Raw genomic sequence first — 25463 nt, 5'->3', positions numbered from 1 at the left:
TCTTTCGATCGAAGCATCCCGGCACTACCTGGAACATCTAACCCATTGAGTTTCAAGGAGTTTTCTGTTCCGACTACGCCGGAAGTGGGGCGAATTATAGAGAGATTAAATCGAGCGTCAAGGCTTATCTGCAACAAATCTGTCATGAGGGTCAAAAACCCTTAAAACACTAAAGGAAGGCCTCGCGGCCTTCCTTTATCGCCCGCGCAATTACAGGCTTGGGAAGGCGAACTGCGACGCCTCGTGGCTCGCACGCTGCGGCCAGCGCTGGGTGATTGCCTTGCGCCGGGTGTAGAAGCGCACGCCATCCGGGCCATAGGCATGCAGGTCGCCGAACAGCGAACGCTTCCAGCCGCCGAAGCTGTGATACGCCACAGGCACCGGCAACGGTACGTTGACCCCGACCATGCCCACCTCGATCTCGTCGCAGAACAGACGCGCAGCCTCACCATCACGAGTGAAGATGCAGGTGCCATTGCCGTACTCGTGATCGTTGATCAGTTGCATGGCCTCTTCCAGGCTGTTGACCCGGACGATGCACAGCACTGGACCGAAGATCTCTTCTTTATAGATGCGCATCTCTGGGGTCACCCGGTCGAACAGGGTACCGCCAACGAAGTAGCCTTCCTCATGGCCAGCGACCTGCAGGCCACGACCGTCCACCACCAGCTCGGCACCGGCAGCCTTGCCGTCGTCGATGTAGCCCACCACCTTGTCGCGCGCAGCGGCGGTGACCAGTGGGCCCATGTCCAGGCCACAATTGGTGCCCGCGCCAATTTTCAGGGCCTTGATCTGTGGAACGATCTTGGCCACCAGGGCATCAGCCACCTGGTCACCGACACACACGGCCACCGAGATCGCCATGCAGCGCTCGCCACAGGAACCGTAGGCTGCGCCCATCAGTGCGCTGACCGCGTTGTCCAGGTCGGCATCCGGCATCAGCACCGCGTGGTTCTTCGCGCCGCCCAGGGCCTGCACGCGCTTGCCGCGCTTGGTGCCTTCGGCATAGATGTATTCGGCAATCGGGGTCGAACCCACAAAGCTCAGGGCCTTGACCTCTGGTGCTTCGATCAGCGCGTCCACCGCGACCTTGTCACCGTGCACTACGTTCAGCACGCCTTTGGGCAGGCCGGCTTCGAGCAGCAACTGGGCAATGAACAGGGTCGAGCTTGGGTCACGCTCGGACGGCTTGAGGATGAAGCAGTTGCCGCAGGCAATCGCCAGTGGGTACATCCACAGCGGCACCATGGCCGGGAAGTTGAACGGGGTGATACCGGCCACCACGCCCAGCGGCTGGAAGTCGGACCAGGCATCGATGTTCGGGCCGACGTTGCGGCTGTACTCACCCTTCAGCACTTCCGGCGCGGCGCAGGCGAACTCGACGTTCTCGATGCCGCGCTTCAGTTCGCCGGCAGCGTCTTCCAGGGTCTTGCCGTGCTCTTCGCTGATCATCTGCGAGATGCGGGCTTCGTTCTGCTCCAGCAGTTGCTTGAAACGGAACATCACCTGGGCACGCTTGGCCGGTGGGGTATTGCGCCAGGCCGGGAACGCCGCCTTGGCGGAGTCGATGGCCTTCTGCACGGTTTCCCGGTCGGCCAGTTCGAGTTTGTGGATCGCCTGGCCAGTGGCCGGGTTGAACACATCGGCCTTGCGCGTACCGCCAGAAACCATCTCACCGTGAATCAGATGCTGAACAATGCTCATGCAGAACTCCAGAAAAGGGGGTTAACAGGCGCGGTGTACGCGCCTGCTTATATATAGAGGGATCAGTCGACCTGATTCAGGGCTTCGCCGACCGCGTCGAACAGGCGGTCCAGCTCTTCGGGCTTGGTATTGAAGGTTGGCCCGAACTGCAGGGTGTCGCCACCGAAGCGCACATAGAAGCCTTGCTTCCAGAGTTTCATTGCCGCTTCGTACGGACGCACGATGGCATCACCGTCTCGCGCGGCGATCTGGATGGCGCCGGCCAGGCCGTAGTTGCGAATGTCGATGATGTTCTTGGTGCCCTTGACCCCGTGCAGCAACTTCTCGAAGTGCGGGGACAGCTCGGCAGCGGACTGCACCAGGTTTTCCTTTTGCAGCAGGTCCAGCGCGGCAATACCGGCGGCGCAGGCCACCGGGTGCGCCGAGTAGGTGTAACCGTGCGGGAATTCCACGGCGTACTCGGGGGTCGGCTGGTTCATGAAGGTCTGGTAGATCTCGCTGGTGGCGATCACTGCGCCCATCGGGATGGCGCCGTTGGTGACCTGCTTGGCGATGCACATCAGGTCCGGGGTCACGCCGAAGGCTTCGGCACCGGTCATGGCGCCCATGCGACCAAAACCAGTGATCACTTCATCGAAGATCAGCAGGATGTTGTGCTGGTCGCAGATTTCGCGCAGACGCTTCAGGTAGCCCTTCGGCGGCGGCAGTACACCGGCGGAACCCGCCAGCGGCTCGACGATCAGTGCGGCAATGTTCGAGGCGTCATGCAGCTCGATCACCTTGAGCATCTCGTCGGCCAGGGCAATACCGCCCTCCTCCGGCATGCCCTTGGTGAAGGCGTTGCCCGGCAGCAAGGTGTGCGGGATATGGTCGACGTCCAGCAACTGGCCGAACATCTTGCGGTTGCCGTTCACCCCACCCAGGCTGGTGCCAGCGACGTTCACCCCGTGGTAACCACGGGCACGGCCGATCAGCTTGGTCTTGCTGGCCTGGCCTTTCAGGCGCCAGTAGGCACGGACCATCTTCAGCGCGGTGTCGCAGCACTCGGAGCCGGAGTTGGTATAGAAGACGTGGTTCAGGTTGCCCGGGAGCAGGTCGGCGATCTTCTCGGCCAGCTGGAACGACAGCGGGTGACCGAACTGGAACGCTGGCGAGTAGTCGAGCACACCCAACTGGCGGGACACCGCTTCCTGGATTTCCTTGCGGGTGTGGCCAGCGCCGCAGGTCCACAGGCCCGAAAGAGCGTCGAAGATCTTGCGGCCCTGGTCGTCGACCAGGTAATTGCCTTGGGCCGCGACGATCAGGCGCGGATCACGCTGGAAATTGCGGTTGGCGGTGTACGGCATCCAGTGCGCATCCAGCTTGAGCTGGCTAGCCAGACCGGCAGTAGCGTGTTCAGGCATGTTCATCGGGCAAGACCTCGCAAGACAATTAGGCAGCAAGAGAGTGATTAGCGTTGTTGCAGCTACGTTGTCACGACGATAAAGTCCGAAAAAGCCTACTTTTCTAATCTTCAGTTAGCCGGATACTAAACTATGAGCCGTCGCCCTGAGACCCTCGCCCAGGTCAGTGATTTCGATATCCGTCTGCTGAAGATCTACCGCAGCGTGGTCGAGTGCGGCGGCTTCTCGGCGGCAGAGAACGTGCTGGGCATTGGTCGCTCGGCGATCAGCCAGCAAATGAGCGACCTTGAGCAACGCCTCGGCCTGCGCCTGTGCCAGCGCGGGCGCGCGGGGTTTTCGCTGACTGAGGAAGGCCGCGAGGTGTACCAGTCGGCGCTGCAATTGCTCAGTGCGCTGGAAAGCTTTCGCACCGAGGTCAACGGCCTGCACCAGCACCTGCGCGGCGAGCTCAATATCGGCCTGACCGACAACCTGGTGACCCTGCCGCACATGCGCATCACCCACGCCCTGGCCGAACTCAAGGACCGTGGCCCGGACGTGCGCATCCAGATCCGCATGATCGCCCCCAGCCAGGTGGAGCAAGGCGTGCTCGACGGCAGCCTGCATGTCGGTGTGGTGCCGCAGACCAGCCCGCTGTCGGGCCTTGAGTACCAGCCGCTGTATAGCGAACGCTCACTGCTCTACTGCGCAGTGGGTCACCCGCTGTTCTACGTAGATGATCGGCAATTGGACGATGAACGGCTCAATGGCCAAGAAGCCATCGCGCCCACCTTCCGCTTGCCCGCCGACATCCAGGCGCATTACCAGGCCCTGCGTTGCACTGCGAGTGCCTCCGACCGTGAGGGCATGGCCTTTTTGATCCTGACCGGCCGCTTCATCGGCTACCTGCCAGACCACTACGCCAGCTTCTGGGTCCAGCAGGGTCGGCTGCGTGCACTCAAGGCCAGCGAGCGCTTCTATGACCTGGGATTGTCATGGGTCACGCGCAAGGGCCGGCGCCCGCACCTGGTATTGGAAAGTTTCCTGGAAAGCCTGGCGGCGACACGTTGAGACGCATTTGCGCTATTTCTCGGGCGAACGCTTGTTTGCCCCGCCCGGCTGGGGTATCAGTGCTGATGCCTAAAAACTCCCGTGCACTTTTCCGGAATTGCCCATGACCTTTGAAGTTCCTGCCCATCGCCCGCATGTTGCCAAACCCGCCGGACGCATCCGCCAGAAGAACGAACAAGCCATCATCCAGGCCGCCGAGGACGAGTTCGCCCGGCACGGGTTCAAAGGCACCAGCATGAACACCATCGCGCTGAAGGCCGGGCTGCCCAAGGCCAACCTGCATTACTACTTCACCAACAAGCTGGGCCTGTACGTGGCGGTGTTGAGCAACATCATCGAGTTGTGGGACAGCACCTTCAACGCCCTGAGTGCCGATGACGACCCGGCCGTGGCGCTGGCCCACTACATCCGCGCCAAGATGGAGTTTTCCCGGCGCAACCCGCAGGCCTCGCGGATCTTCGCCATGGAGATCATCAGCGGCGGCCATTGCCTGAGCGACTACTTCAGCCAGGACTACCGCGAGTGGTTCAAGGGCCGGGCTGCCGTGTTCCAGCACTGGATCGACAGCGGCAAGATCGACCCGGTCGACCCGGTGCACCTGATCTTCCTGCTCTGGGGCAGTACCCAGCACTACGCGGACTTCGCCACCCAGATCTGCCAGGTCACCGGCCGCAGCCGCCTGACCAAGCAGGACATGGAAGACGCCAGCAACAACCTTATCCACATCATCCTCAAAGGCTGTGGCCTGACCCCACCGAACTGAACCGCGCTTATGCCCTTTACCCTGCTGGACACCTGCGAGTTTCGCGAAGAGATTCGCAAGAGCCGCTTCATCACCCTCGCCGCGCCCATCAGCAGCCCCGCCGATGCGCAACGCTTCATCGAGCAACACAGCGACCTGGCCGCCACCCACAACTGCTGGGCCTGGAAGCTCGGCGACCAGTACCGCAGCAGCGACGACGGCGAACCCGGCGGCACTGCAGGGCGGCCGATCCTTGCGGCCATCGAAGCGCAGGATTGCGATCAGGTCGTGGTACTGGTGATCCGCTGGTACGGTGGCATTCAACTGGGCACCGGCGGCCTGGCCCGCGCGTATGGCGGCGGGGCCAACAAGTGCCTGCAACAGGCGGAAAAACGCCTGCTGGTCAGCCGCGTCGAACTGCGTTGCAACTGCACCTTCAGTGAACTGGCCCTGCTCAAGTTGCGCGTGGCGGAAGCTGATGGCCTGGTGCTGGATGAGCAATTCACCGCCAACGGCGTCGACCTGCTGCTCGCCGTAGGGGAAGCGCACATCGAGCCGTTGCAGCGTCAGTTGGCGGATCTCAGCCGGGGCCGGATCCTGCTCGAGCGTACCTGAACACTTGCCCACATCCACTGTGGGCCCGGCTGTGGATAACCTCTGGGCACTCCTCTACAGCCCTTTGATTACGTGGCTTTCAAGCAAACGATCATATTTTGATCAATCTTTGATGGCAGCGCTCATTCTGTTGATAAATCAGCCGCTTGAATCCGCGACAAGGTGCTGGAGGGCCCATGAACCGGGCCAATGCGCGGTTTTCCAAGTTGCACACAAATACTGTGGAGCAAGCTGTGGATAAACCGTGCACCTGTGCAGCAATCGCCTGCCTGGCCGCCTCCGCACGAGGGTGATCATTTTTTAACCAGGTGCGCCAACAGCGCGTACAACAAGGTGAAGGCTGGCGTATGCTCCAAGGTCGATGCCCTTCAGGGTTCCTGGCGTTGCAGCAGGCATGCCCGCTACGCCCTTCGCTTACATCCCCCTCACAAGGAGTTGCTTCATGACCACTTCGAAAACCGCACTGATCATCGGCGCCTCGCGCGGCCTGGGCCTGGGCCTGGTGCAACGCCTGCACGAAGATGGCTGGAAGGTCGTTGCCACGGTCCGTGACCCGGCCAAGGCCAAGGATCTGGCAGCCTTGCCGGACGTGCAGGTGGAAACCCTGGAAATGAACAGCGGCGAACAAATCGATGCGCTGCAACAGCGCCTGCAAGGCCAGGTGTTCGACCTGCTGTTCGTCAACGCCGGCGTCATGGGCCCGGGCGATCAGAACGCCGAACGCGCAAAATTGGCAGATGTCGGCGACCTGTTCCTGACCAACGCCGTGTCGCCGATTCGCGTGGCCCAGCGCCTGGCCCCGCAACTGCGTGACCGTCACAGCGTGCTGGCGTTCATGAGTTCGATCCTTGGCTGCGTGGCCATTCCCGATGGCAGCGAGATGTGCCTGTACAAGGCCAGCAAGGCCGCGCTCAACTCGATGATCAACAGCTACGTCACCCTGCAGCAGCCGTCATACACCGTGCTGGCCATGCACCCAGGCTGGGTGAAAACCGACATGGGCGGCGAGAACGCCGAGATCGACGTGCTCACCAGCACCCGCGGCATGCGCGATCAGATCAACGCCAACGCTGGCAAGGGCGGCCTGCATTTCATCAACTACAAGGGTGAAACGCTGGTCTGGTGATTTGCGTTGCGGTGGGTGTAGACTCGACGCCTCGCCCACCGCGGCGAACCTGGATCAGCAGACAGGGCAACACTGAGCTGGCTAACCTGAACCCACTTTCAGAGGAGCCGGCACCATGCCTGCGACCCGTATCTGGTTGAAAAACCCGCTTGCCATCTTTACTGCCAACACCCTCGACGCCCGTGGCGGCCTGGTGCTTGAAGGCGGTGTCATCCGTGAAGTCCTCGGCCTCGGCCAAAGCCCCAGCCAACCCTGCGAGCAAACCTTCGATGCCCGCGAGCACGTGGTGCTGCCGGGCCTGATCAACACCCACCACCACTTCTACCAGACCCTGACCCGTGCCTGGGCGCCGGTGGTCAACCAGCCGCTGTTCCCCTGGTTGAAAACCCTCTACCCGGTCTGGGCCCGCCTGACCCCCGCCAAGCTGGAGCTGGCCACCGAAGTGGCCCTGGCCGAACTGCTGCTGTCCGGTTGCACCACCGCGGCCGACCACCACTACCTGTTCCCCGATGGCCTGGAGAACGCCATCGACGTGCAGGTGGGCAGCGTGCGCAAACTGGGCATGCGCGCCATGCTCACCCGTGGCTCGATGAGCCTGGGCGAGGCCGACGGTGGCCTGCCGCCGCAGCAGACCGTGCAGCAGGGCGAAGTGATCCTGGCCGACAGCCAGCGACTTATCCACAGCTACCACGAGCGCGGCGACGGCGCCCGTATCCAGATCGCCCTGGCGCCATGCTCGCCGTTCTCGGTGACCCCGGAAATCATGCGCGCCAGCGCCACCCTGGCCGAAGAGCTGGATGTGCGCCTGCACACTCACCTGGCGGAAACCCTCGACGAGGAAGACTTCTGCCTGCAACGTTTCGGCCTGCGTACCGTGGACTACCTGGACAGCGTCGGCTGGCTCGGCCCGCGCACCTGGCTGGCCCATGGCATTCACTTCAACCCTGATGAAATTGCTCGACTGGGCGAAGCCGGTACCGGCATCTGCCATTGCCCGAGTTCGAACATGCGCCTGGCTTCCGGCATCTGCCCGACCCTTGACCTGACCAACGCCGGTGCACCTATCGGGCTGGGCGTAGACGGCTCGGCGTCCAACGACGCGTCCAACATGATCCTTGAAGCGCGCCAGGCCCTGTACCTGCAACGCCTGCGCTACGGCACCGAGGCGATCACCCCGGAACTCGCGCTGGGCTGGGCAACCCGTGGTTCCGCGCAGTTGTTGGGGCGTAGTGATATCGGCGAACTGGCCGTTGGCAAGCAGGCGGACCTGGCGTTGTTCAAGCTGGACGAGCTGCGTTTCTCCGGCAGCCACGACCCGCTCTCGGCCCTGCTGCTGTGTGGCGCGGACCGCGCGGACCGGGTCATGGTCGGTGGCGAATGGCGGGTAATCGACGGCCAGATTGAAGGCATGGATATCCAGGGCCTGATCGCCAACCACCGCCAGGCCGCTGCGCAGTTGATCGCCGGCTAAAGCCCCATGAACGCCAGCATGATGAAGGTGGCGAACAGCACGAAGTGAGTCATCCCTTCGATGGCGTTGGTTTCGCCATCGTTGAGGTTGATTGCGCTGACGATCAGGGTGATGGCAATCATCACCGTCTGCACCGGGGTCATGGCCATCTGGAACGGCTGGCCGGTATACAGGGCCATGGCTTCCATCAGCGGCACGGTGAGGATCACCGTCGACAGCGACGCACCGAGGGCGATGTTGACCACCGACTGCATGCGGTTGGCCAAGGCCGCGCGCAGTGCGGTGAGGATCTCCGGCGCGGCGGAAATCGTCGCGACCACGATGGCGGTCAACACCGGCGGTGCGCCGCTGGCTTCCAGGCCGTAGTCGAGGGTCGTGGACATGACCTCGGCCAGCAGGCCGATGATCACCACCCCGAAGACCAGGATGGCGATGGACTGCATCTTGTTCACCGGTTCGGGTGTACCGGCGGGTTCGCGGCGTTTTTTCTGCGGGTAGCTGTAGCTGAAGAAGTAGCTGTGCGGGCCGACCTGCATGCGCAGGAACAAGGTGTAGAGCACCACCATCGCCCCGATGGTGAACACCGAGTACAGCCGCCAGTGTTGCTGCGGGATGAACTCCGGCACCACCATCGACACACCCATCGCGGTCATGATCATCACGCTGTAGGTACGCGCCGAATCGTCGTTGTAGGACTGCTCGCCATGCTTGAGCCCGCCCATCAGCGCTGCCAGGCCAAGAATGCCGTTGATGTCGAGCATCACCGCCGAATAGATGGTGTCCCGCACCAGCGTGGCTGACGCCTCGTTGCTCATCATGATGGCCAGGATGACCACTTCGACCATCACCGCCGACAAGGTGAGGATCATCGTGCCATACGGGTCACCGACGATTTCTGCCAGCCGCTCGGCATGCTGGGCCACGCGCATCGAGGCGCAGACGATGGCACCCACCAACACGAAGCCGGCGATCAGGGCTATGCCGTGCCCTTGCCCAAGCAGCCAGTGCTCCAGTGGCCAGGCCAGCATGGCCATCACCACCGCCAGCAATAACGGCTTTTCCTGATTCAGCAGTGCGAGCATCGGCGGCCCTTGGTGGCGGGGGTACTGGCTAATGACTGTAGTAGAATGCCGGCAACCGAACCTGATGAGCATTGATTATGTACGACTGGCTTAACGCCCTGCCCAAGGCAGAGTTGCACCTGCACCTGGAAGGATCGCTGGAGCCCGAGTTGCTGTTCGCCCTGGCTGAGCGCAACAAGATTGCCCTGCCCTGGAACGATGTCGAAACCCTGCGCGGCGCCTATGCGTTCAACAATCTGCAGGAATTTCTCGACCTGTATTACCAGGGCGCCGACGTGCTGCGCACCGAGCAGGACTTCTACGACCTGACCTGGGCCTACCTGCAACGCTGCAAGGCGCAGAACGTCATCCATACCGAACCGTTCTTCGACCCGCAGACCCACACCGACCGGGGCATCCCCTTCGAAGTGGTGCTCAACGGCATCGCCGGCGCACTCAAGGATGGCCAGCAGCAGCTGGGCATCAGCAGCGGCCTGATCCTGAGCTTCCTGCGCCACCTGAGCGAAGAAGAGGCGCACAAGACCCTCGACCAGGCCATGCCGTTCCGCGATGCCTTCATCGCCGTGGGCCTGGACAGCTCCGAGATGGGCCACCCGCCGAGCAAATTCCAGCGGGTGTTCGACCGGGCGCGCAGCGAAGGCTTCCTGACCGTGGCGCATGCCGGTGAGGAAGGCCCGCCCGAGTACATCTGGGAAGCCCTGGACCTGCTCAAGATCCAGCGTATCGACCATGGTGTACGCGCCATTGAAGACGAGCGGCTGATGCAGCGGATCATCGACGAACAGATCCCGCTGACGGTCTGCCCGCTGTCCAACACCAAGCTGTGCGTGTTCGACCATATGCGTGAACACAACATCCTCGAGATGCTCGAGCGTGGCGTGAAGGTCACCGTGAACTCCGACGACCCGGCGTACTTCGGCGGCTATGTGACCGAGAACTTCCATGCCCTGCATACCCACCTGGGGATGACTGAAGACCAGGCCAAACGCCTGGCGCAGAACAGCCTGGATGCGCGGCTGGTCCGGGCCTGACCGAGCGTTTGTAAACGCTGCCGGCTGCGTGTCGGGAGCCCTCCCGGGCTCCAGCGCAGCCTGCGGCAGCGGCTACACAGCAAGCTCGTCCGCTACCCTCGCTTGCTCCTCGACCGCTGCGATGCGCCTTATCTCGCGTAGCCCCGCCGTACTGACCTGCAACATCCGCGTCTCTTCGTTCAAGCGCGCCCAGCCAGACTGGATGAACAACTTGAGCAGGCTGCTGCCCAACGCCCCGCCGACATGCTGGCGTTGCCCGGCCCACTCGTTGCAGCACTGGCACGGGCTGGCCAGGCGCCCCTGGCGCAAGGCAACCGCCTCGATGTAGATGCCAATGCGCGCAAACTGCCCGCGTCCATAAGGCGTGACATCCAGGTGCTGGTCATTGATCTCAAGCCAGCGCGCATCGAGCAAGCGCTGATACAGATCGGCGGCGACCTCCCCGCCCAGGTGATCCATGCACAGCCGCGCTCGCCGCATGGCCAGCGGTATGCCGGCCTCACGCGGGTCATTGCAGGGCGGGCACATGCTCACCGGCAAACTGGCCAGGGCCTCCACCGCAGCGCCGACTTCCGGCGTGGCCAAACGAAAATAGCGCTTGCGCCCACGCGCCTCGTGCTTGAGCAAACCACCTGCGGCCAAGCGCGCCAGATGGGCACAGGCGGACGATGGGCTGAGCCCGGTCATCAAGGCCAACTCCTCCGAAGGCCGCGCCATGCCATCGATCAGCGCCCAGAGCATGGCACTGCGTTTGGGGTCGGCCAGCAGACCGGCGACCTGGCTGATGCTGGTTACTAGGTTCATGCACTCACTCCCTGCGAAATCAATAGTTCCTGATGGGACCCGCTCACGACCGGCATGCCATTCGTTGCTGAATGTAATAACAGGAGGTGCTGTTTTCTCGCGTTGCCGAGATGGAAACGTATCGTTCTGGCGTGTCATGTGCAGCGCAGTATAAGCCCGGTTTTCATGCGGAAAATCTGCCATTGCGTGGGGAACAGCCAAGGTCTGCGCACCCGTACCCACATTTGCCACAGCAGGAAAACCACCGAAAAACAGGTGCAGAGGGAGGCAATACCCCGTCCACCCTAAGTGCGCCGAAGTTGGCTGAATAGATGATCAAAATAATAAACGGGCGTAGCCCTACAACCCGCGTTACAAGAACGTTCACGTAATAAAGCCGTGACTGTCAGACTGACAAATGCTGTCACTTATTGGCTCAGCAGCTTCAATTGCTCCATCAACACCTGGCAGCGGACCTTGAGCAAGTCGCGCAACAGCTGGATCGGTTTGCCCAACGGAGCACGCTGGGCGCACAGCAATTGCAGGGGCGTTGCCTCCCCGCGCAGCTCTGGCAGCAGTACCCGCAACTGCCCGCTCTGCACGTCGGCCGCGATGTCCAGCCAGGACTTGTAGGCGATACCCGCCCCCGCCAGCGCCCAGCGCCGCACCACATCGGCATCGTCACAGAAGCGGTCGCCCTTCACCTGCACAGTGATTTCACTGGCGCCTTCGCCGAACCGCCATTGGTCGTACACCCGGTCGCCGAGCTGATAGAGCAGGCAATTATGCCCGGCCAGTGCCTGCAAATCGCCCGGCGAGCCATGGCGCGCCAGATAGGCCGGGGAAGCGCACAGCACCCGACGGTTGTCGGGGCACAACGGCACCGCCACCAGGCTTGAGTCTTCCGGCGTGCCATAGCGCACGGCCACATCCACGGGTTGGCGGAACAGGTCGGCATTGCGGTCACCGAGCAACAGCCGCACGTTCAACAACGGGTGCTCTTGCTGCAACTCGTTCAACCAGGGCAACAGCACATTGCGGCCCAAGTCCGAAGGCGCCGACAACTGCAAGACCCCGCTGACCTTGTCGCGCCCCTGAACCAACTGGCGTTGCCCATCCTCCAGGCTGACCAGCGCACTGCGGGCATGCTGCAAAAACCCTTCGCCTTCTGCAGTCAGGCGCAGGCTGCGTGTGGAGCGTGCCAGCAGGCGGGCGCCCAACTGCCCTTCCAGACGCTTGAGCGCAGCACTGGCTACCGCAGGCGACAAGTCCAGCACCCGCGCCGCCGCCGACAGGCTGCCCAGTTCGGCAGCGCGAACGAATACCAGCAAATCATCGGATCGCAGCATGGCGCAGGCCTCATTATCAAAAATTCATTGAAAGACACTGCGCTTTTAGCTGCTTTTAACCAAGAGTGAAAGCGCCAATGATGGGCGCCATTGCCACCCCCTCAAAGGAAGTCACCCAATGAAAGCCGTTGCCTACTACCACTCCCTGCCCATCACCGACCCTGCCGCGTTGCAGGATATCGAGCTGCCAGCCCCCACCCCGGGCCCGCGTGACCTGCTGGTGGAAGTCAAAGCCATCTCGGTGAACCCGGTCGACTTCAAGGTGCGCCAGAGCGTGCAGCCCGAAGGCGGCGCGGCCAAGGTGCTGGGCTGGGATGTGGCCGGTGTGGTCATGGCAGTGGGTAGCGAGGTCTCGCTGTTCCAACCGGGCGACAAGGTGTTCTATGCCGGCTCCATTGCCCGCGCCGGTGGCAACAGCGAACTGCACGTGGTGGATGAGCGCATTGTCGGCCATATGCCGAAGACCCTGGGCTTCGCCGAAGCGGCAGCCCTGCCGCTGACCGCGATTACCGCCTGGGAGTTGCTGTTCGAGCGCCTGCAAATCGCCGAAGGCCATACCGACCTGGGCCAGAGCCTGCTGATCGTCGGCGCTGCCGGCGGTGTCGGCTCGATCCTCACGCAGTTGGCGCGCCAACTGACCGGGCTGAAAGTGATCGGCAGCGCTTCACGCGAAGAAACCCAGGCCTGGGCTCGCCAGCTCGGCGCCCATGTGGTGGTCGACCATCGCCAGCCGCTGGCTGAAGCACTCAAGGCCCAGGGCATTGAGCAGGTGACTCACGTGGCCAGCCTGACCCAGACCGAGCAGCACCTCGATCAGTTGGTCGAAGCCCTGGTCCCCCAAGGCAAGCTGGGCCTGATCGACGACCCGAAACAGCTGGACGTGATCAAGCTCAAGCGCAAGAGCCTGTCACTGCACTGGGAGCTCATGTACACCCGCTCGCTGTTTGAAACCGCCGACATGATCGAGCAGCACGTGCTGCTCAACCGGGTCGCCGAACTGATCGACGCCGGCACCCTGAAGACCACCGTGGGCGAGCATTTCGGCACCATCAACGCGCAAAACCTGCGCCGTGCCCACGCCCTGCTGGAGAGCGGCGTGGCCAAGGGCAAGATCGTGCTCGAAGGGTTCTGATCGCGAAAAAGAACCTGGCATGACCGTCAGTCAGGGCACTGACCCAGGTCATGCCAGGTGGCCAGTGCGGCGCTACAATTCATCAGCCCTAGCCCACTGGAGGTAGCAGCGATGAAGATTGTCGTCAGTGCGTCAGCCAGAAAACCCGAGTGTCCCTGGCAGGTTCAGCTCGACCAGCACGTGGTGAGCTTTCGCAGCGAGGCCGAGGCCCGCGCTTTCGTCAGCACCCTTCAGGCCCGCCTGCAGGCACCCCACCCGCTCAAACGGGCCGGCTGAGCTGCAAGCGCCGGGTCAACACCGCTGCCGTCACGGCCGCCACGCCACACAGGCTGATGACTATGGCCATCGGCATGGCGCTGCCATCGTGCAACACCCCCACTAGCGCCGCCGCACCTGCGGCGACGCTGAATTGCAGGCAACCGAGCAATGCCGACGCGCTACCGGCGCGGGCGCCCTGCCCGCTCATGGCGCAGGCCGAGGCGTTGGGGATGATGCAGCCCAGGCTGGCAATGCAGATGAACAACGGGATCAACAGCGGCCAGAGTTCACGGGTGTGCAATGCGCTGATACCCAGCAAGACCACCCCCGCCGCCAGATACACCCACACCGTGCGCGCCAGCAGGAACGCCGGGCCGCGCTTGGCCAGCAAGCGTGCATTGACCTGGGCCACCAGGATGAACCCGGCCGCGTTGCTGCCGAACAGCCAGCCGTAATGCTCCGGCGGAACCCCGTAAAGCTTGATGAAAACGAAAGGCGAACCGGCGATGTAGGCGAACATGCCGGCAATCGCGATGCCGCCGGTCAGTGCATGGCCGATGAATACCTTGTCCTTGAGCAACCGCCCGTACTGGCGAAACGCACCGGACAACGGCGGGCGCGGCTGGTTGGCCGGCAGGCTTTCCGGCAGGCCCAGCGCCACTGCCAGGGCGCACAGGGCGCTGAACAGGGTCAGGGCGAGGAAGATCGACTGCCATCCGTACAGGTTGACCAGCAGGCCGCCGAGCATGGGCGCGAGGATCGGCGCCAGGCCCATCACCAGCATCAACTGCGAGAACACCTTGGCGGTGCCGACGGCGTCGCACTTGTCGCTGACGATGGCGCGCGACAGCACCATGCCGGCACATCCGCCCAGGGCCTGGACGAAGCGGGCGAGGATCAGCGAGTCGAGGTTCGGCGCGTAGGCGCAGGCAAACGACGCCAGGGTGAACAGCGTGACCCCGAACAGCAGCGGGATACGCCGGCCGAAGCGGTCAGCGACCGGGCCGTAGGCCAGTTGGCCGAGCGAAAGGCCGAGGAAGTAGGCGGCCAGGGTGCTCTGGATGTGTTTTTCATCCGTGGCGAATGCCTGTGCCATGGCCGGGAAACCGGGCAGGTAGAAGTCGATTGCCAATGGCCCGAACGCACTCAGGGCGCCGAGAATAAGGAGGGTTCTTAGGTTCATCGAGAATCCGTAGCAGGCTAAGCAAGTTGGCTAGTCTACCCGGCCCTCGGGGGTTATGGAGCAGTCGTGACGCACAAATTCCCTGTGGGAGCCGGCGTTGCCTGCGAATGGCTGCGAAGCGGCCACAGATTTTCGCGGCCCTACCGGCCTCATCGCCGGCAAGGCCGGCTCCCACAGAGTTGGCGGTGGTTACTGGGGCTCAGCCTGATAGCCTTCTTCACGAATCGCCGCGAGAATCTGCGGCTCTGTCAGCAGGCTGTGCACCCGCACCTCCTTCTGCCCCAGGTGGACCTCCACGGTCGCCGCCGGGTCCTGCGCCTGGATGGCCTGGGTAACGGATTTCACACAATGACCACAGGTCATACCCTGAACGTTGAACACTTGCATTGGCATTGCCTCCTACTCGGGTTTTCCCAAGTTTCAATCTTGCCACCGGGGTAAGGTCAAGTTAGTCGATTGCCTGCCGGGCTGGAAATCCGCGCGCCGCTCGGCCAAGCTGCGCCTTTGACGATTTTTTTGCAGGAGACTCACCCATGGGCAAGGCAGCATTGGGCCTTATCGGTTTGCTGGGCATGGTCGCGTTCGCCCCACAGGCCAGCGCCGAAGGCAACTCGGACTACAGCGTACTGATCATTTCCCGCGAACGTCTCGAAGTCGCCACCTCGTGCGAGATCGGCATTTACCTCAACGACCAACTCTCGGCGCGCCTGTTCCAGGAACAGGCCACCTCCTTCAACCTGCCCGCCGGCACCGTCGATGTTCGCCTGCGCCTGTTGCCAGGGCAAGCGCCCGGCTGCAACAACGGCATCGAGAACCAGCGCAGCACCACCCTGACCTTGCAGGCGGGCCAGATCAATAAATACCGCATCGCAATGGATCAATATGGCCTGAACCTGAAACGCGCCAGCCTGGAGTATTGACCTTGACCTCGTGACAAGGTTGAAGCTGGAGGCCAATCCACGGAGGAGTGCCCCATGTCCGATTCAACCACGTTCGACCTGCCGATTGCCGGTATGACCTGCGCCAGCTGCGCAGGTCGGGTCGAGCGGGCGCTGCGCAAGGTGACCGGCGCGCAAGACGTCAACGTCAACCTGAGCACCGAACAGGCCCGGGTCCTGGCCCCTGCGCAAAGCCTGCCGGCGCTGATCGAGGCTGTCAGCAAGGCTGGCTACAGCGTCCCGACCCGCAGCCTGGAATTGCAGATCGGCGGCATGACCTGCGCCTCCTGTGCCGGCCGCGTCGAGCGGGCCCTGAACAAGGTGCCGGGGGTGCAGCAGGTCAGCGTCAACCTGGCCAACGAACGCGCCCACATTGACCTCATCGCCCCGCTCGACAACCAGTTGCTGATCGATGCCGTGGTCCGTGCCGGCTACAGCGCCACCCTCCCGCAAACCGGCAAGCAGGACCAGGCCGACGCCGAGAAGCGCCTGCGCAACGAGCGCTGGGCCGTGGCCATTGCCGTGCTGCTGGCATTGCCGCTGGTACTGCCGATGCTCCTGCAGCCGTTCGGCGTCCACTGGATGCTCCCGGCCTGGGCGCAGTTCGTACTGGCCACCCCCGTGCAATTCATTCTTGGCGCGCGGTTCTACGTCGCCGCGTTCAAGGCCGTGCGCGCCGGGGCCGGGAACATGGACCTGCTGGTTGCCCTGGGCACCAGCGCCGGCTACGGCCTGAGCCTGTATGAATGGGCCCGCGCCAGCGCCGGTACGATGCCGCATCTGTATTTCGAAGCCTCGGCCGTGGTGATCGCCCTGGTGCTGCTGGGCAAATACCTCGAAAGCCGCGCCAAACGCCAGACCGCCAGTGCCATTCGCGCCCTCGAAGCGCTGCGCCCGGAGCGCGCGCTGCAGGTGGTGGATGGCGAGGAACGTGACGTACCGATCAGCGCCCTGCGCCTGCACGACCTGGTCATGGTCAAGCCCGGCGAGCGCTTCCCCGTGGATGGCGAAGTGATCGAAGGCCAGAGCCATGCCGACGAAGCATTGATCAGCGGCGAAAGCCTGCCGGTGCCCAAGCAGCCCGGCGACCGGGTCACCGGCGGCGCCATCAATGGCGAAGGCCGGCTGCTGGTACGCACCCTCGCCCTGGGCACCGAAACCGTGCTGGCGCGCATCATCCGCCTGGTGGAAGACGCCCAGGCCGCCAAGGCCCCGATCCAGAAGCTGGTCGACCGGGTCAGCCAGGTCTTCGTCCCCAGCGTGCTGGTGCTGGCCTTGATTACCCTGGTCGGCTGGTGGCTGTACGGGGCGCCAATGGAAACCGCGCTGATCAACGCCGTCGCCGTGCTGGTCATCGCCTGCCCTTGTGCGCTGGGCCTGGCCACGCCGACGGCGATCATGGCCGGCACCGGCGTGGCCGCGCGCCATGGCATCCTGATCAAGGACGCCGAAGCCCTGGAGCGCGCCCATGCGGTCAACCGCGTGGTCTTCGACAAGACCGGCACCCTGACCTCCGGCAGCCCGCGCATCGTGCACAGCCAGGCGCTGGTGGATGACCAGGCGCAACTGCTGCGCCTGGCCGGCGCCCTGCAACGCGGCAGCGAACACCCGCTGGCCAAGGCCGTGCTGGACGCCTGTGAAGAGCAAGGCGTTGCCGTGCCGGCCATCAGCGACAGCAAATCCCTGACCGGTCGCGGTATCGCCGGCCAGCTCGACGGCCGCGACCTGGCCCTGGGCAATCGGCGCATGCTTGAAGAGGCCGGGCTGCAACCGGGTGAACTGGCCGATAGCGCCAGCGCCTGGGAAACCGAGGGCCGCACCCTGTCCTGGTTGATCGAGCGTGGCGCGCAGCCGCGTGTGCTGGGCCTGTTCGCCTTTGGTGACAGCCTCAAGCCCGGTGCCAGGAGCGCCGTGGCCCAACTGGCGGGACAAGGCATCAGCAGCCACCTGCTGACCGGCGACAACCGTGGCAGCGCCAAGGTGGTCGGCCAGGCCCTGGGTATCCAGGACGTGCACGCCGAAGTGTTGCCGGCAGACAAGGCCGCCACCGTGGTCGAGCTGAAAAAAACCGGGGTGGTGGCCATGGTCGGCGACGGCATCAATGACGCCCCGGCACTGGCGGCTGCCGATATCGGCATCGCCATGGGCGGCGGCACCGACGTCGCCATGCAGGCGGCCGGCATCACCCTGATGCGCGGCGACCCGCGCCTGGTGCCAGCGGCGCTGGAGATCAGCCGCAAGACCTACGCGAAGATCCGCCAGAACCTGTTCTGGGCCTTTATCTACAACCTGATCGGTATTCCGCTGGCCGCCTTCGGCCTGCTCAACCCGGTGCTGGCTGGCGCCGCCATGGCGCTGTCGAGTGTCAGCGTGGTGAGCAATGCCCTCTGGCTGAAAACCTGGAAGCCCGACACCGCGCCACTGGAGGACGCCTCATGAATATTGGTCAAGCTGCTCGCCGCACCGGCCTGAGCGCAAAGATGATCCGCTACTACGAGTCCATCGGCCTGCTCAAGCCGGCCCACCGCAGTGACAGCGGCTATCGCCTGTACCAGCAGGACGACCTGCACAGCCTGAACTTCATCAAGCGTTCGCGTGACCTGGGGTTCTCCCTGGACGAGGTGGCCAAGCTGCTGACCCTGTGGCAGGACCGCCATCGCGCCAGCGCCGACGTCAAGACCCTGGCCGCCGAGCATGTCGCGGACCTGAACCGGCGTATCGAAGAGTTGGTGAGCCTGCGCGACACCTTGAGCGAGCTGGTTGCCCACTGCCAGGGCGACCAGCGCCCCGACTGCCCGATCCTCAAGGACCTGGCCGCCGGGCGCTGCTGCCACTAGCGCATCACTGCATCCAGGGCGGAGGCGGTTCTTCGCCCTTGGTCGGGCCGCGTTCGGCGTCGGCACGGGCGGCCTGGCGACGGGATTCCTCGATGCGCGCCGCGTCGATTTCACGCAGTACGCCATCGACGTCGGCATCGTGCTCGTCATCGGCATACAGACCGGTGAGCGGGCTGTCCGGCAGCAGGTCGCCGGCCTGGAACAACGCCCACATCTCCCGCGCGTAACGGGTGTCGCGCAGCTCCGGGGCAAAGCGGCCGAAGTAGGCCGCCATGTTGCCGACATCGCGCTCAAGCATGCTGAACGCATGGTTGTTGCCCGCTGCATCGACGGCCTGCGGCAAGTCGATGATCACCGGGCCGTCCGGGCCCAGCAACACGTTGAACTCCGACAGGTCACCGTGCACCAGCCCGGTGCACAGCATCAGCACGATCTGGCGAATCACGAAGTCGTGGTACTCGCGCGCCTGGTCCGGCTCCAGATGGCAATCGTTGAGCCGTGGCGCGGCATCGCCGTGCTCGTCGGCCACCAGTTCCATCAGCAATACGCCATCGAGGAAGTCGTAGGGCTTGGGGACGCGCACGCCCGCGTTGGCCAGGCGGAACAAGGCCGCGACCTCGGCGTTCTGCCAGGCTTCTTCGGCCTCTTTGCGCCCGTACTTGGAACCCTTGGCCATGGCCCGGGCCTGACGGCTGTTGCGTACCTTGCGGCCTTCCTGATATTCGGCGGCCTGGCGGAAGCTGCGTTTGTTGGCTTCCTTGTAGACCTTGGCACAGCGCAGCTGCGCCCCGCAGCGCACGACGTACACCGCCGCTTCCTTACCGCTCATCAAGGGGCGCAGCACTTCATCGACCAGCCCGTCTTCAATTAGCGGCTCAATCCGTTTTGGAGTCTTCATCGGTTTTTGTTCTGGGTCCTGTTTTGCCAAACACACGGTGTATCACGGGTTGCCGGCCATCCTCTCACAGCTGGCGATCAGTTGCGCAGTCACGATACAACAAGCGCCACTACAGGCAATGGACCCCACGATGTACGGGAAGTCCAAAACAATCGTGGGACCTGTTCAATTCCTGAACAGTTCCCCCGGCGTGGCGCCGAACAAGCCCTTGAACGCGGCGATATAGGCCGAGGTGGAATCGTAGCCACAGCCCAGTGCCGCCTCGGTCACGCTGTGGCCCGCTTGCAGGGCATCAAGCGACGACAGCAGGCGCATGCGCTGGCGCCAGGCGCGAAAACTCAAGCCGGTCTCGCGCTGGAACAAACGCATCACGGTCTTCTGCGAACGGCCCATGCGCTCGGCCCAATGGCCCAGGTTGTGCTGCTGCTCGGGGTGTTCGAGCAGGTCGTTGCACAGCTCCAGCAGGCGCGGGTGCTGCGGCAACGGCAAGGAGAAGCTCACCTCCGGCAACACCTGCAGTTGATCGAGTAAAACCTGGACCACATGCGCCTCGGGGCTGTCGCCTTCGGGGTAGTCCACGGCAAACAGGCAGAACTGCTTGATCAGCTCCCGCGCCAGCGGGGTCACCTCCAGCACCCGGCAACGCGGTTCGGCCCACAGGGCGTCTTCGCGGCGCACGTACAGGCTGCGCATCTCGGCACGGGTGGAGGTGATCACCTCGTGCTCGACCCCCGCCGGCACCCAGACGCCCCACTGCGGCGGGGCAAAATAACTGCCCTCGGCGGTGTACACGCCGAGCACCCCGCTGATCGCGTAGGAAAACTGCACCCAGTCGTGTTGATGACGCGGCGTCCACGACCCGGCATGCAGGCTTTCGGCCCGGGCATACAACGGCCTTGGCAGCGACGCCAGGGCGGGAATCAGGCGCGGGGCAGGATGTTGTCCTTTACTCGGCATCGCTTGGCCTTGTGTCGCAAGACGGAAAACTGCTCGCAGGGTAGCCTCTGGTTTCATTATTACAAAATGATTCGCAGGCCCGCCGATGCAAGCATTCCGACATTTCAAACGCGTGGTAACCGACTGGTTCCTCTGCGGCATGTTCCTCGCCACCTTCCTGGCCTGGCTGTTCCCGCGCTTTGGCAGCAGCGGCGGCTCGATGCATGCCGAGTACGTGATCAACATCGGGGTGTTCCTGGTGTTCTTCCTGCACGGGATCAACCTGTCCAGCGAGCAGATCCGTCACGGCCTGAAGAACTGGCGCCTGCACCTGATGGTGCAAGGCTTCACCTTCGTGGTGTTCCCGCTGCTGTGGCTGCTGGGCAAGAGCGTGCTCGGCACGCAGATCCCGGCATTGCTGATGCTTGGCTTCCTGTACCTGTGCGCCCTGCCCTCGACCATCTCCTCCTCGGTGGCGTTGACCGGCAGCGCCGGCGGCAACGTGCCGGCGGCGATCCTCAATGCCAGCCTGTCCAGCGTGCTGGGGATCTTCATCACCCCGTGGCTGGTAAGCCTGGTGGTCGGTAGCGGCAGCGATGGCATCGATCTGGGCGCGACCTTGCTCGACCTCTGCGCCCTGTTGCTGATGCCGCTGGTGCTCGGGCAATTGTTGCGGCCGTGGCTGGGGCGCTTCTTCGCCCGGCACAAGCGCTACACCAACGTGATGGACAAGCTGGTGATCCTGCTGCTGGTGTACGCCGCGTTCTGCAACTCGATGGTTTCCGGCATGTGGCAGCAACAAGGCAGCGCGGTGCTGCTGATGGCGCTGGTCGGCAGCGGCCTGTTGCTGGCGCTGATCCTGTGGATGACCACCCGTACCGCCCGTGCCCTCAAGTTCAGCCCGGCCGACGAGATCGCCGCAGTGTTCTGCGCCAGCAAGAAGTCCCTGGCGGCCGGCGCCCCGATGGCCGCGCTGATCTTCGGCGCGCACCCGGGGCTGGGGTTGATCCTGTTGCCGATCATGATCTATCACCCGCTGCAACTGATCGTCTGTTCGATCATGGCCGAGCACTACGCCAATCGCCCGGCCCCGCAGGCAGCAGACCCTGCGCTGGTCAGCGCTCGATAATCGCCGTCACGCTCTGGCCGCTGGCCGCGCAGATCGAGATCAGGCCACGCCCTTTGCCGGCGGTTTCGAGCAGCTTGGCGAGGTTGGCGAGGATGCGCCCGCCGGTCGCTGCGAACGGGTGCCCGGCCGCCAGCGAGCTGCCCTTGACGTTGAGCTTGCTGCGATCGATTGACCCCAGCGGCGCCTCCAGCCCTAGCCGGGTGCGGCAGTACTCGGCATCTTCCCAGGCCTTCAGGGTGCACAGCACCTGGGCGGCGAAGGCCTCGTGGATTTCGTAGTAGTCGAAGTCCTGCAGGGTCAGGCCGTTGCGCGCCAGCAGGCGTGGCACCGCGTAGGCCGGGGCCATCAGCAGGCCTTCCTGGCCGTTGACGAAATCCACCGCAGCCGTTTCGCCATCGACCAGATACGCCTTGATCGGCAGGCCGCGGGCCTTGGCCCAGTCCTCGCTGGCCAGCAAGACCACCGAGGCGCCGTCGGTCAGCGGTGTGGAGTTGCCGGCCGTGAGCGTGGCCTTGTCGCTGTGATCGAACACCGTCTTGAGGCTGGCGAGCTTTTCCAGGGTCAGGTCCGGGCGCAGGTTGTTGTCGCGGCTCAGGCCCTGGAACGGGGTGAGCAGGTCGCCGTACCAGCCTTCGGCATAGGCGGCGGCCATGTGCTGGTGGCTGAGCAGCGCCAGTTCGTCCTCGGCCTGGCGCTCGATCTGCCAGGTCTGCGCCATGCGCTCGCAATGCTCACCCATCGACAGGCCCGTGCGCGGCTCGCCATTGCGCGGGAATTCCGGGATCAGGTGGCCAGGGCGCAGTTGCAGGAAGGCCTTGAGCTTGTCGCCCGTGGTTTTCGCGCGGTTGGCTTGCAGGAGGATCCTGCGCAGGCCTTCGTTCACCGCAATCGGCGCATCGGACGTGGTGTCGACACCGCCGGCAATGCCGCAGTCGATCTGCCCCAGGGCGATCTTGTTGGCCACTTGCAGGGCCGTCGCAAGCCCGGTGCCGCAGGCCTGTTGCAGGTCGTAGGCCGGGGTTTGCGGCGACAGGCGTGAGCCGAGCACGCATTCGCGGGTCAGGTTCATGTCCCGAGCGTGCTTGAGTACCGCCCCGGCGGCGACTTCACCCAGGCGCAGGCCATGCAGTTGGTAACGCTCGATCAGCCCCTCGAGGGCGGCGGTGAGCATGGTCTGGTTGCTGGCAGTGGCATACGGCCCGTTGGAGCGGGCAAAGGGAATGCGGTTGCCGCCAATGATCGCGACCCGACGCAAAGCTGACATGTAGTGCGTTCCTTTTTCTGCGAGATAGACCGGCTAAAGCGTAGGTGTTTTTTCGCCGGGCGAACGACCAAAGGGCAATCATGGTCCACACTTTGGTGCTTATTTCAGGGAGACGTACTCATGAGCGATCGCTATATCGACTTCGCCAACTCCGACCTTGGACGCCGCCTGGTGGGCGCTGTCGGCCTGCCTTCGCCAGCCCGGCTGGAGCGTTGGCAAGCGGGCCGGCTGCGGCCGGTCGAGGGCGCGCTGCTGCTTGGCGGTGGCCCGCTGGCAGCGAAAGTCGCAGCGTTCGGCCCGCGCCTGACAGCAGAACTGTTCAGCTTTGCGGACGAGGCGCTGGGGTTGCCGGCGTGGGTCGCGGGGTTGGGCAGCAAGCTCAAGGCGGTGGTGTTCGATGCCAGCGCGATCAGCGACAGTGATCAGCTCAAGCAACTGCGTGAATTCTTCCAGCCGCTGCTGCGCAGCCTTGCACCGAGCGCCAAGGTGGTGATTCTGGGGCGTGCGCCGGAGTCGCTGGACGACCCTCAGGCCAGCGTCGCCCAGCGCGCCCTTGAAGGCTTCAGCCGCTCGCTGGCCAAAGAGCTGCGGGCGGGCGGGACCCTGCAATTGCTGTATGTCGGCAGCGATGCCGAGGATCAACTTGAAGGCGCGCTGCGTTTCTTCCTCTCGCCCAAAAGCGCCTTTGTCAGCGGCCAGGTGCTGCGCCTGGGCGCCTGTGTTCGCCAGGTGCAGGACTGGACCCGCCCGCTGGCCGGGCGCACGGCCCTGGTGACCGGCGCGGCGCGGGGCATTGGCGCGGCCATTGCCGAAACCCTGGCCCGCGATGGCGCCGAGGTGGTGTTGCTGGATGTACCGCAGGTCAAGGATGACCTCGACGCGCTGGCCGCGCGCCTGGGTGGCCGCAGCCTGTCCCTGGACATCTGCGCCAGCGATGCCCCGGCGCAGTTGCTGGAGGGTTTGCCCGAGGGGATCGACATCGTCGTGCACAACGCCGGCATCACCCGCGACAAGACCCTGGCCAACATGACCCCGGAGTTCTGGGACGCCGTGCTGGCGGTCAACCTGAAGGCGCCGCAGGTGCTGACCCAGGCCTTGCTTGATGGCGGTGCGCTGCATGCCGATGCGCGCATCGTGCTGCTCGCGTCGATCAGCGGGATCGCCGGCAACCGTGGGCAATCCAACTATGCCGCGAGCAAGGCCGGGCTGATCGGCCTGGCCCAGGCCTGGGCGCCGCTGTTGGCCAAGACCGGTGGCAGCATCAACGCCGTGGCACCGGGCTTTATTGAAACGCGGATGACGGCGGCGATTCCCTTTGCCTTGCGTGAAGCGGGCCGGCGCATGAGTTCGCTGGGCCAGGGCGGCTTGCCGCAAGACGTCGCCGAGGCCGTGGCATGGCTGGCGCAGCCGGGTACCGGCGCGGTGAACGGCCAGGTGCTGCGAGTGTGCGGTCAAGCCGCGATGGGGGCCTGAACATGACCCGGACATGGACCGACCCAGGCCACACCGAAGCGCTGTCCGGGCTGTATTTCAAGGCGGCGCGCAAGCGCAAAATCACTGGCAGCGTGCTGCCCGCCGGCGGCTTGCGTTGCACCCTGGCAGTGGACGCCAGGCGGCTGGATGCCTACTGCAAGCTGTGCCACTTCGGCGATGAGCATCACTTGCCGGCGACCTTCCCGCATGTGATGGCGTTTGCCTTGCAGATGCAGTTGCTGACCAGCCGGGAGTTTCCGTTCCCGCTGCTGGGGCTGGTGCACCTGCACAACTCGATTCGCGTGCTGCGCCCGTTGGGTGGGGTGAGCCAATTGCAGTTTTCGGTGTGGGTGGAAAATTTGCAGCCACACGAGAAGGGGGCGACGTTCGACCTGGTGACCGAAGCGGCAGATGGCCTGGGGTTGATCTGGTCAGAGACCAGTCGGATGCTTTGTCGGGGGGTGACGCTTGAGGGTGACGCCGTTGAGATTGATGCGCCTGAAGCGTTGCCATTGAGCGAACTGACCCGCTGGTATGCCGACAGCGATATTGGCCGGCGCTATGCGAAGGTGTGCGGGGACTACAACCCGATCCACCTGAGTGCGGTGAGCGCCAAGCTGTTTGGTTTCCCCCAGGCGATTGCCCATGGCATGTGGAGCAAGGCCATGGCGGTGGCGGCGTTGCGCGGGCATCTGCCGCTCAGTGGTTATGAGATTGCGGTGGGCTTCCAGAAACCGGTGCGCCTGCCCAGTGAGGTGGTGCTGGAGTGCAGTGACGTCGGGGCGCAGGGGCAGTTGCGGCTGCGTGGGCATGGGGAGTTGGTGCATATGCTGGGAAGCTGGCGGCCGATCGCGAAGTCGTAGAACCTGGCCTTGCCGGCGAATTCGCTTGGCTATTGCTTTGCGGTCTATCGCTGCTCTGTAGCCGCTGCCGTCAGGCTGCGCTCGCCTGCACAGCAGGCGCCGCCTTTGGGAGCCCTCACGGGCTCCAGCGCAGCCTGCCGGCAGCGGCTTCGACCACGGCTCACGACCTGTCTCTTATACACATCTCCGAGCCCAC

The 25463-nt window shown here is 64.0% G+C and carries 24 protein-coding genes; 14 read left to right on the top strand and 10 right to left on the bottom strand.

Annotated features, from left to right (window positions below):
* Nucleotides 1-210 precede the first annotated feature (210 nt).
* Both M5G11_RS24260 and aptA read right to left on the bottom strand, forming a co-directional pair.
* Nucleotides 211-1704, bottom strand: coding sequence for a CoA-acylating methylmalonate-semialdehyde dehydrogenase (locus M5G11_RS24260; protein WP_273912763.1), 1494 nt, complete (start codon nt 1702-1704; stop codon nt 211-213).
* A gap of 62 nt (nt 1705-1766) precedes the next feature.
* Entirely contained in the window at nt 1767-3113 is a 1347-nt protein-coding gene (aptA, locus tag M5G11_RS24255; RefSeq protein ID WP_273912762.1) for an omega-aminotransferase AptA, read from the bottom strand.
* 126 nt (nt 3114-3239) lie between these two features.
* Here aptA and M5G11_RS24250 point away from each other — a divergent pair, with 126 nt between their 5' ends.
* The 5 genes from M5G11_RS24250 (at nt 3240) to M5G11_RS24230 (ending at nt 8111) form a co-directional block, all read left to right on the top strand.
* On the top strand, nt 3240-4157 hold the full coding sequence (locus tag M5G11_RS24250) for a LysR family transcriptional regulator (protein ID WP_273912761.1): 918 nt from the start codon (nt 3240-3242) through the stop codon (nt 4155-4157).
* A 103-nt stretch (nt 4158-4260) separates the two neighbouring features.
* Complete coding sequence (locus tag M5G11_RS24245; RefSeq protein WP_273912760.1) at nt 4261-4920, top strand: TetR/AcrR family transcriptional regulator; 660 nt, start codon at nt 4261-4263, stop codon at nt 4918-4920.
* A 9-nt stretch (nt 4921-4929) separates the two neighbouring features.
* Nucleotides 4930-5514 (top strand): IMPACT family protein, encoded by a 585-nt coding sequence (locus M5G11_RS24240; protein ID WP_273912759.1) that lies wholly within the window; start codon nt 4930-4932, stop codon nt 5512-5514.
* Nucleotides 5515-5956: 442 nt separating this feature from the next.
* Complete coding sequence (locus M5G11_RS24235) at nt 5957-6640, top strand: SDR family oxidoreductase (protein ID WP_273912758.1); 684 nt, start codon at nt 5957-5959, stop codon at nt 6638-6640.
* A gap of 115 nt (nt 6641-6755) precedes the next feature.
* On the top strand, nt 6756-8111 hold the full coding sequence (locus tag M5G11_RS24230; RefSeq protein WP_273912757.1) for an 8-oxoguanine deaminase: 1356 nt from the start codon (nt 6756-6758) through the stop codon (nt 8109-8111).
* On the opposite strand, the gene M5G11_RS24225 is transcribed toward M5G11_RS24230, so the two are convergent.
* Nucleotides 8108-9193, bottom strand: a complete 1086-nt coding sequence (locus M5G11_RS24225; RefSeq protein WP_273912756.1) for a calcium:cation antiporter — start codon at nt 9191-9193, stop codon at nt 8108-8110. The two genes, M5G11_RS24230 and M5G11_RS24225, sit on opposite strands and share 4 nt — an antisense overlap.
* A gap of 77 nt (nt 9194-9270) precedes the next feature.
* Between M5G11_RS24225 and M5G11_RS24220 the strand changes: the two genes are divergently transcribed.
* Nucleotides 9271-10224, top strand: a complete 954-nt coding sequence (locus M5G11_RS24220; protein ID WP_273912755.1) for an adenosine deaminase — start codon at nt 9271-9273, stop codon at nt 10222-10224.
* Nucleotides 10225-10296: 72 nt separating this feature from the next.
* On the opposite strand, the gene M5G11_RS24215 is transcribed toward M5G11_RS24220, so the two are convergent.
* Nucleotides 10297-11028: an ArsR/SmtB family transcription factor gene (locus tag M5G11_RS24215; protein ID WP_273912754.1), complete on the bottom strand. Its 732-nt coding sequence runs from the start codon at nt 11026-11028 to the stop codon at nt 10297-10299.
* 407 nt (nt 11029-11435) lie between these two features.
* Nucleotides 11436-12356: a LysR family transcriptional regulator gene (locus M5G11_RS24210; protein WP_273912753.1), complete on the bottom strand. Its 921-nt coding sequence runs from the start codon at nt 12354-12356 to the stop codon at nt 11436-11438.
* 118 nt (nt 12357-12474) lie between these two features.
* On the opposite strand from M5G11_RS24210, the gene M5G11_RS24205 reads away from it, so the two are divergent.
* Nucleotides 12475-13488, top strand: a complete 1014-nt coding sequence (locus M5G11_RS24205; protein WP_273912752.1) for a zinc-binding alcohol dehydrogenase family protein — start codon at nt 12475-12477, stop codon at nt 13486-13488.
* 111 nt (nt 13489-13599) lie between these two features.
* Nucleotides 13600-13764, top strand: coding sequence for a hypothetical protein (locus M5G11_RS24200; RefSeq protein WP_273912751.1), 165 nt, complete (start codon nt 13600-13602; stop codon nt 13762-13764).
* Here the strand turns inward: M5G11_RS24200 and M5G11_RS24195 are convergent.
* Both M5G11_RS24195 and M5G11_RS24190 read right to left on the bottom strand, forming a co-directional pair.
* The gene (locus M5G11_RS24195) at nt 13748-14929 is read right to left on the bottom strand and encodes a multidrug effflux MFS transporter (protein WP_273912750.1); all 1182 of its coding nucleotides are present in this window, start codon (nt 14927-14929) and stop codon (nt 13748-13750) included. The two genes, M5G11_RS24200 and M5G11_RS24195, sit on opposite strands and share 17 nt — an antisense overlap.
* A 189-nt stretch (nt 14930-15118) precedes the next feature.
* Entirely contained in the window at nt 15119-15316 is a 198-nt protein-coding gene (locus M5G11_RS24190; RefSeq protein WP_273912749.1) for a heavy-metal-associated domain-containing protein, read from the bottom strand.
* Between the two features lie 146 nt (nt 15317-15462).
* Between M5G11_RS24190 and M5G11_RS24185 the strand changes: the two genes are divergently transcribed.
* From M5G11_RS24185 to cueR, 3 genes are read left to right on the top strand one after another with little or no spacing between them, the layout of a single operon-like run.
* Entirely contained in the window at nt 15463-15849 is a 387-nt protein-coding gene (locus M5G11_RS24185) for a hypothetical protein (RefSeq protein WP_273912748.1), read from the top strand.
* Nucleotides 15850-15903: 54 nt separating this feature from the next.
* Nucleotides 15904-18306, top strand: a complete 2403-nt coding sequence (locus M5G11_RS24180; RefSeq protein WP_273912747.1) for a heavy metal translocating P-type ATPase — start codon at nt 15904-15906, stop codon at nt 18304-18306.
* On the top strand, nt 18303-18704 hold the full coding sequence (gene cueR / locus M5G11_RS24175) for a Cu(I)-responsive transcriptional regulator (RefSeq protein ID WP_273912746.1): 402 nt from the start codon (nt 18303-18305) through the stop codon (nt 18702-18704). Before M5G11_RS24180 ends, cueR begins: the two co-directional genes overlap by 4 nt.
* Nucleotides 18705-18708: 4 nt before the next feature.
* Here the strand turns inward: cueR and M5G11_RS24170 are convergent, their stop codons facing one another.
* Complete coding sequence (locus M5G11_RS24170; RefSeq protein ID WP_273912745.1) at nt 18709-19602, bottom strand: PA4780 family RIO1-like protein kinase; 894 nt, start codon at nt 19600-19602, stop codon at nt 18709-18711.
* 165 nt (nt 19603-19767) lie between these two features.
* Nucleotides 19768-20559 carry an AraC family transcriptional regulator gene (locus M5G11_RS24165; protein WP_273912744.1) on the bottom strand — a complete coding sequence of 264 codons (792 nt, stop codon included), beginning with the start codon at nt 20557-20559 and terminating at the stop codon, nt 19768-19770.
* Between the two features lie 85 nt (nt 20560-20644).
* On the opposite strand from M5G11_RS24165, the gene M5G11_RS24160 reads away from it, so the two are divergent.
* On the top strand, nt 20645-21667 hold the full coding sequence (locus M5G11_RS24160) for a bile acid:sodium symporter family protein (RefSeq protein ID WP_273912743.1): 1023 nt from the start codon (nt 20645-20647) through the stop codon (nt 21665-21667).
* Here M5G11_RS24160 and M5G11_RS24155 read toward each other — a convergent pair.
* A complete protein-coding gene (locus M5G11_RS24155; RefSeq protein ID WP_273912742.1) occupies nt 21654-22931 on the bottom strand; it encodes an acetyl-CoA C-acetyltransferase in 1278 nt (425 codons plus the stop codon). The genes M5G11_RS24160 and M5G11_RS24155 overlap by 14 nt on opposite strands.
* A gap of 120 nt (nt 22932-23051) precedes the next feature.
* On the opposite strand from M5G11_RS24155, the gene M5G11_RS24150 reads away from it, so the two are divergent.
* The gene (locus M5G11_RS24150) at nt 23052-24404 is read left to right on the top strand and encodes a 3-oxoacyl-ACP reductase (RefSeq protein WP_273912741.1); all 1353 of its coding nucleotides are present in this window, start codon (nt 23052-23054) and stop codon (nt 24402-24404) included.
* Between the two features lie 2 nt (nt 24405-24406).
* Nucleotides 24407-25267, top strand: a complete 861-nt coding sequence (locus tag M5G11_RS24145; RefSeq protein ID WP_273912740.1) for a MaoC family dehydratase — start codon at nt 24407-24409, stop codon at nt 25265-25267.
* Nucleotides 25268-25463: the final 196 nt, after the last annotated feature.

It is taken from the genome of Pseudomonas fontis (genome assembly GCF_028656955.1).
Taxonomy (GTDB): domain Bacteria; phylum Pseudomonadota; class Gammaproteobacteria; order Pseudomonadales; family Pseudomonadaceae; genus Aquipseudomonas; species Aquipseudomonas fontis.
Note: the sequence above shows the minus strand (reverse complement) of the source record. Positions and strands in the feature narration are given on the sequence as shown.

Coding starts and splice junctions, on each gene's coding strand:
- M5G11_RS24260 (WP_273912763.1), bottom strand. CDS start 1,704: ATGAGCATTGTTCAGCATCTGATTCACGGTGAGATGGTTTCTGGCGGT.
- aptA (WP_273912762.1), bottom strand. CDS start 3,113: ATGAACATGCCTGAACACGCTACTGCCGGTCTGGCTAGCCAGCTCAAG.
- M5G11_RS24250 (WP_273912761.1), top strand. CDS start 3,240: ATGAGCCGTCGCCCTGAGACCCTCGCCCAGGTCAGTGATTTCGATATC.
- M5G11_RS24245 (WP_273912760.1), top strand. CDS start 4,261: ATGACCTTTGAAGTTCCTGCCCATCGCCCGCATGTTGCCAAACCCGCC.
- M5G11_RS24240 (WP_273912759.1), top strand. CDS start 4,930: ATGCCCTTTACCCTGCTGGACACCTGCGAGTTTCGCGAAGAGATTCGC.
- M5G11_RS24235 (WP_273912758.1), top strand. CDS start 5,957: ATGACCACTTCGAAAACCGCACTGATCATCGGCGCCTCGCGCGGCCTG.
- M5G11_RS24230 (WP_273912757.1), top strand. CDS start 6,756: ATGCCTGCGACCCGTATCTGGTTGAAAAACCCGCTTGCCATCTTTACT.
- M5G11_RS24225 (WP_273912756.1), bottom strand. CDS start 9,193: ATGCTCGCACTGCTGAATCAGGAAAAGCCGTTATTGCTGGCGGTGGTG.
- M5G11_RS24220 (WP_273912755.1), top strand. CDS start 9,271: ATGTACGACTGGCTTAACGCCCTGCCCAAGGCAGAGTTGCACCTGCAC.
- M5G11_RS24215 (WP_273912754.1), bottom strand. CDS start 11,028: ATGAACCTAGTAACCAGCATCAGCCAGGTCGCCGGTCTGCTGGCCGAC.
- M5G11_RS24210 (WP_273912753.1), bottom strand. CDS start 12,356: ATGCTGCGATCCGATGATTTGCTGGTATTCGTTCGCGCTGCCGAACTG.
- M5G11_RS24205 (WP_273912752.1), top strand. CDS start 12,475: ATGAAAGCCGTTGCCTACTACCACTCCCTGCCCATCACCGACCCTGCC.
- M5G11_RS24200 (WP_273912751.1), top strand. CDS start 13,600: ATGAAGATTGTCGTCAGTGCGTCAGCCAGAAAACCCGAGTGTCCCTGG.
- M5G11_RS24195 (WP_273912750.1), bottom strand. CDS start 14,929: ATGAACCTAAGAACCCTCCTTATTCTCGGCGCCCTGAGTGCGTTCGGG.
- M5G11_RS24190 (WP_273912749.1), bottom strand. CDS start 15,316: ATGCAAGTGTTCAACGTTCAGGGTATGACCTGTGGTCATTGTGTGAAA.
- M5G11_RS24185 (WP_273912748.1), top strand. CDS start 15,463: ATGGGCAAGGCAGCATTGGGCCTTATCGGTTTGCTGGGCATGGTCGCG.
- M5G11_RS24180 (WP_273912747.1), top strand. CDS start 15,904: ATGTCCGATTCAACCACGTTCGACCTGCCGATTGCCGGTATGACCTGC.
- cueR (WP_273912746.1), top strand. CDS start 18,303: ATGAATATTGGTCAAGCTGCTCGCCGCACCGGCCTGAGCGCAAAGATG.
- M5G11_RS24170 (WP_273912745.1), bottom strand. CDS start 19,602: ATGAAGACTCCAAAACGGATTGAGCCGCTAATTGAAGACGGGCTGGTC.
- M5G11_RS24165 (WP_273912744.1), bottom strand. CDS start 20,559: ATGCCGAGTAAAGGACAACATCCTGCCCCGCGCCTGATTCCCGCCCTG.
- M5G11_RS24160 (WP_273912743.1), top strand. CDS start 20,645: ATGCAAGCATTCCGACATTTCAAACGCGTGGTAACCGACTGGTTCCTC.
- M5G11_RS24155 (WP_273912742.1), bottom strand. CDS start 22,931: ATGTCAGCTTTGCGTCGGGTCGCGATCATTGGCGGCAACCGCATTCCC.
- M5G11_RS24150 (WP_273912741.1), top strand. CDS start 23,052: ATGAGCGATCGCTATATCGACTTCGCCAACTCCGACCTTGGACGCCGC.
- M5G11_RS24145 (WP_273912740.1), top strand. CDS start 24,407: ATGACCCGGACATGGACCGACCCAGGCCACACCGAAGCGCTGTCCGGG.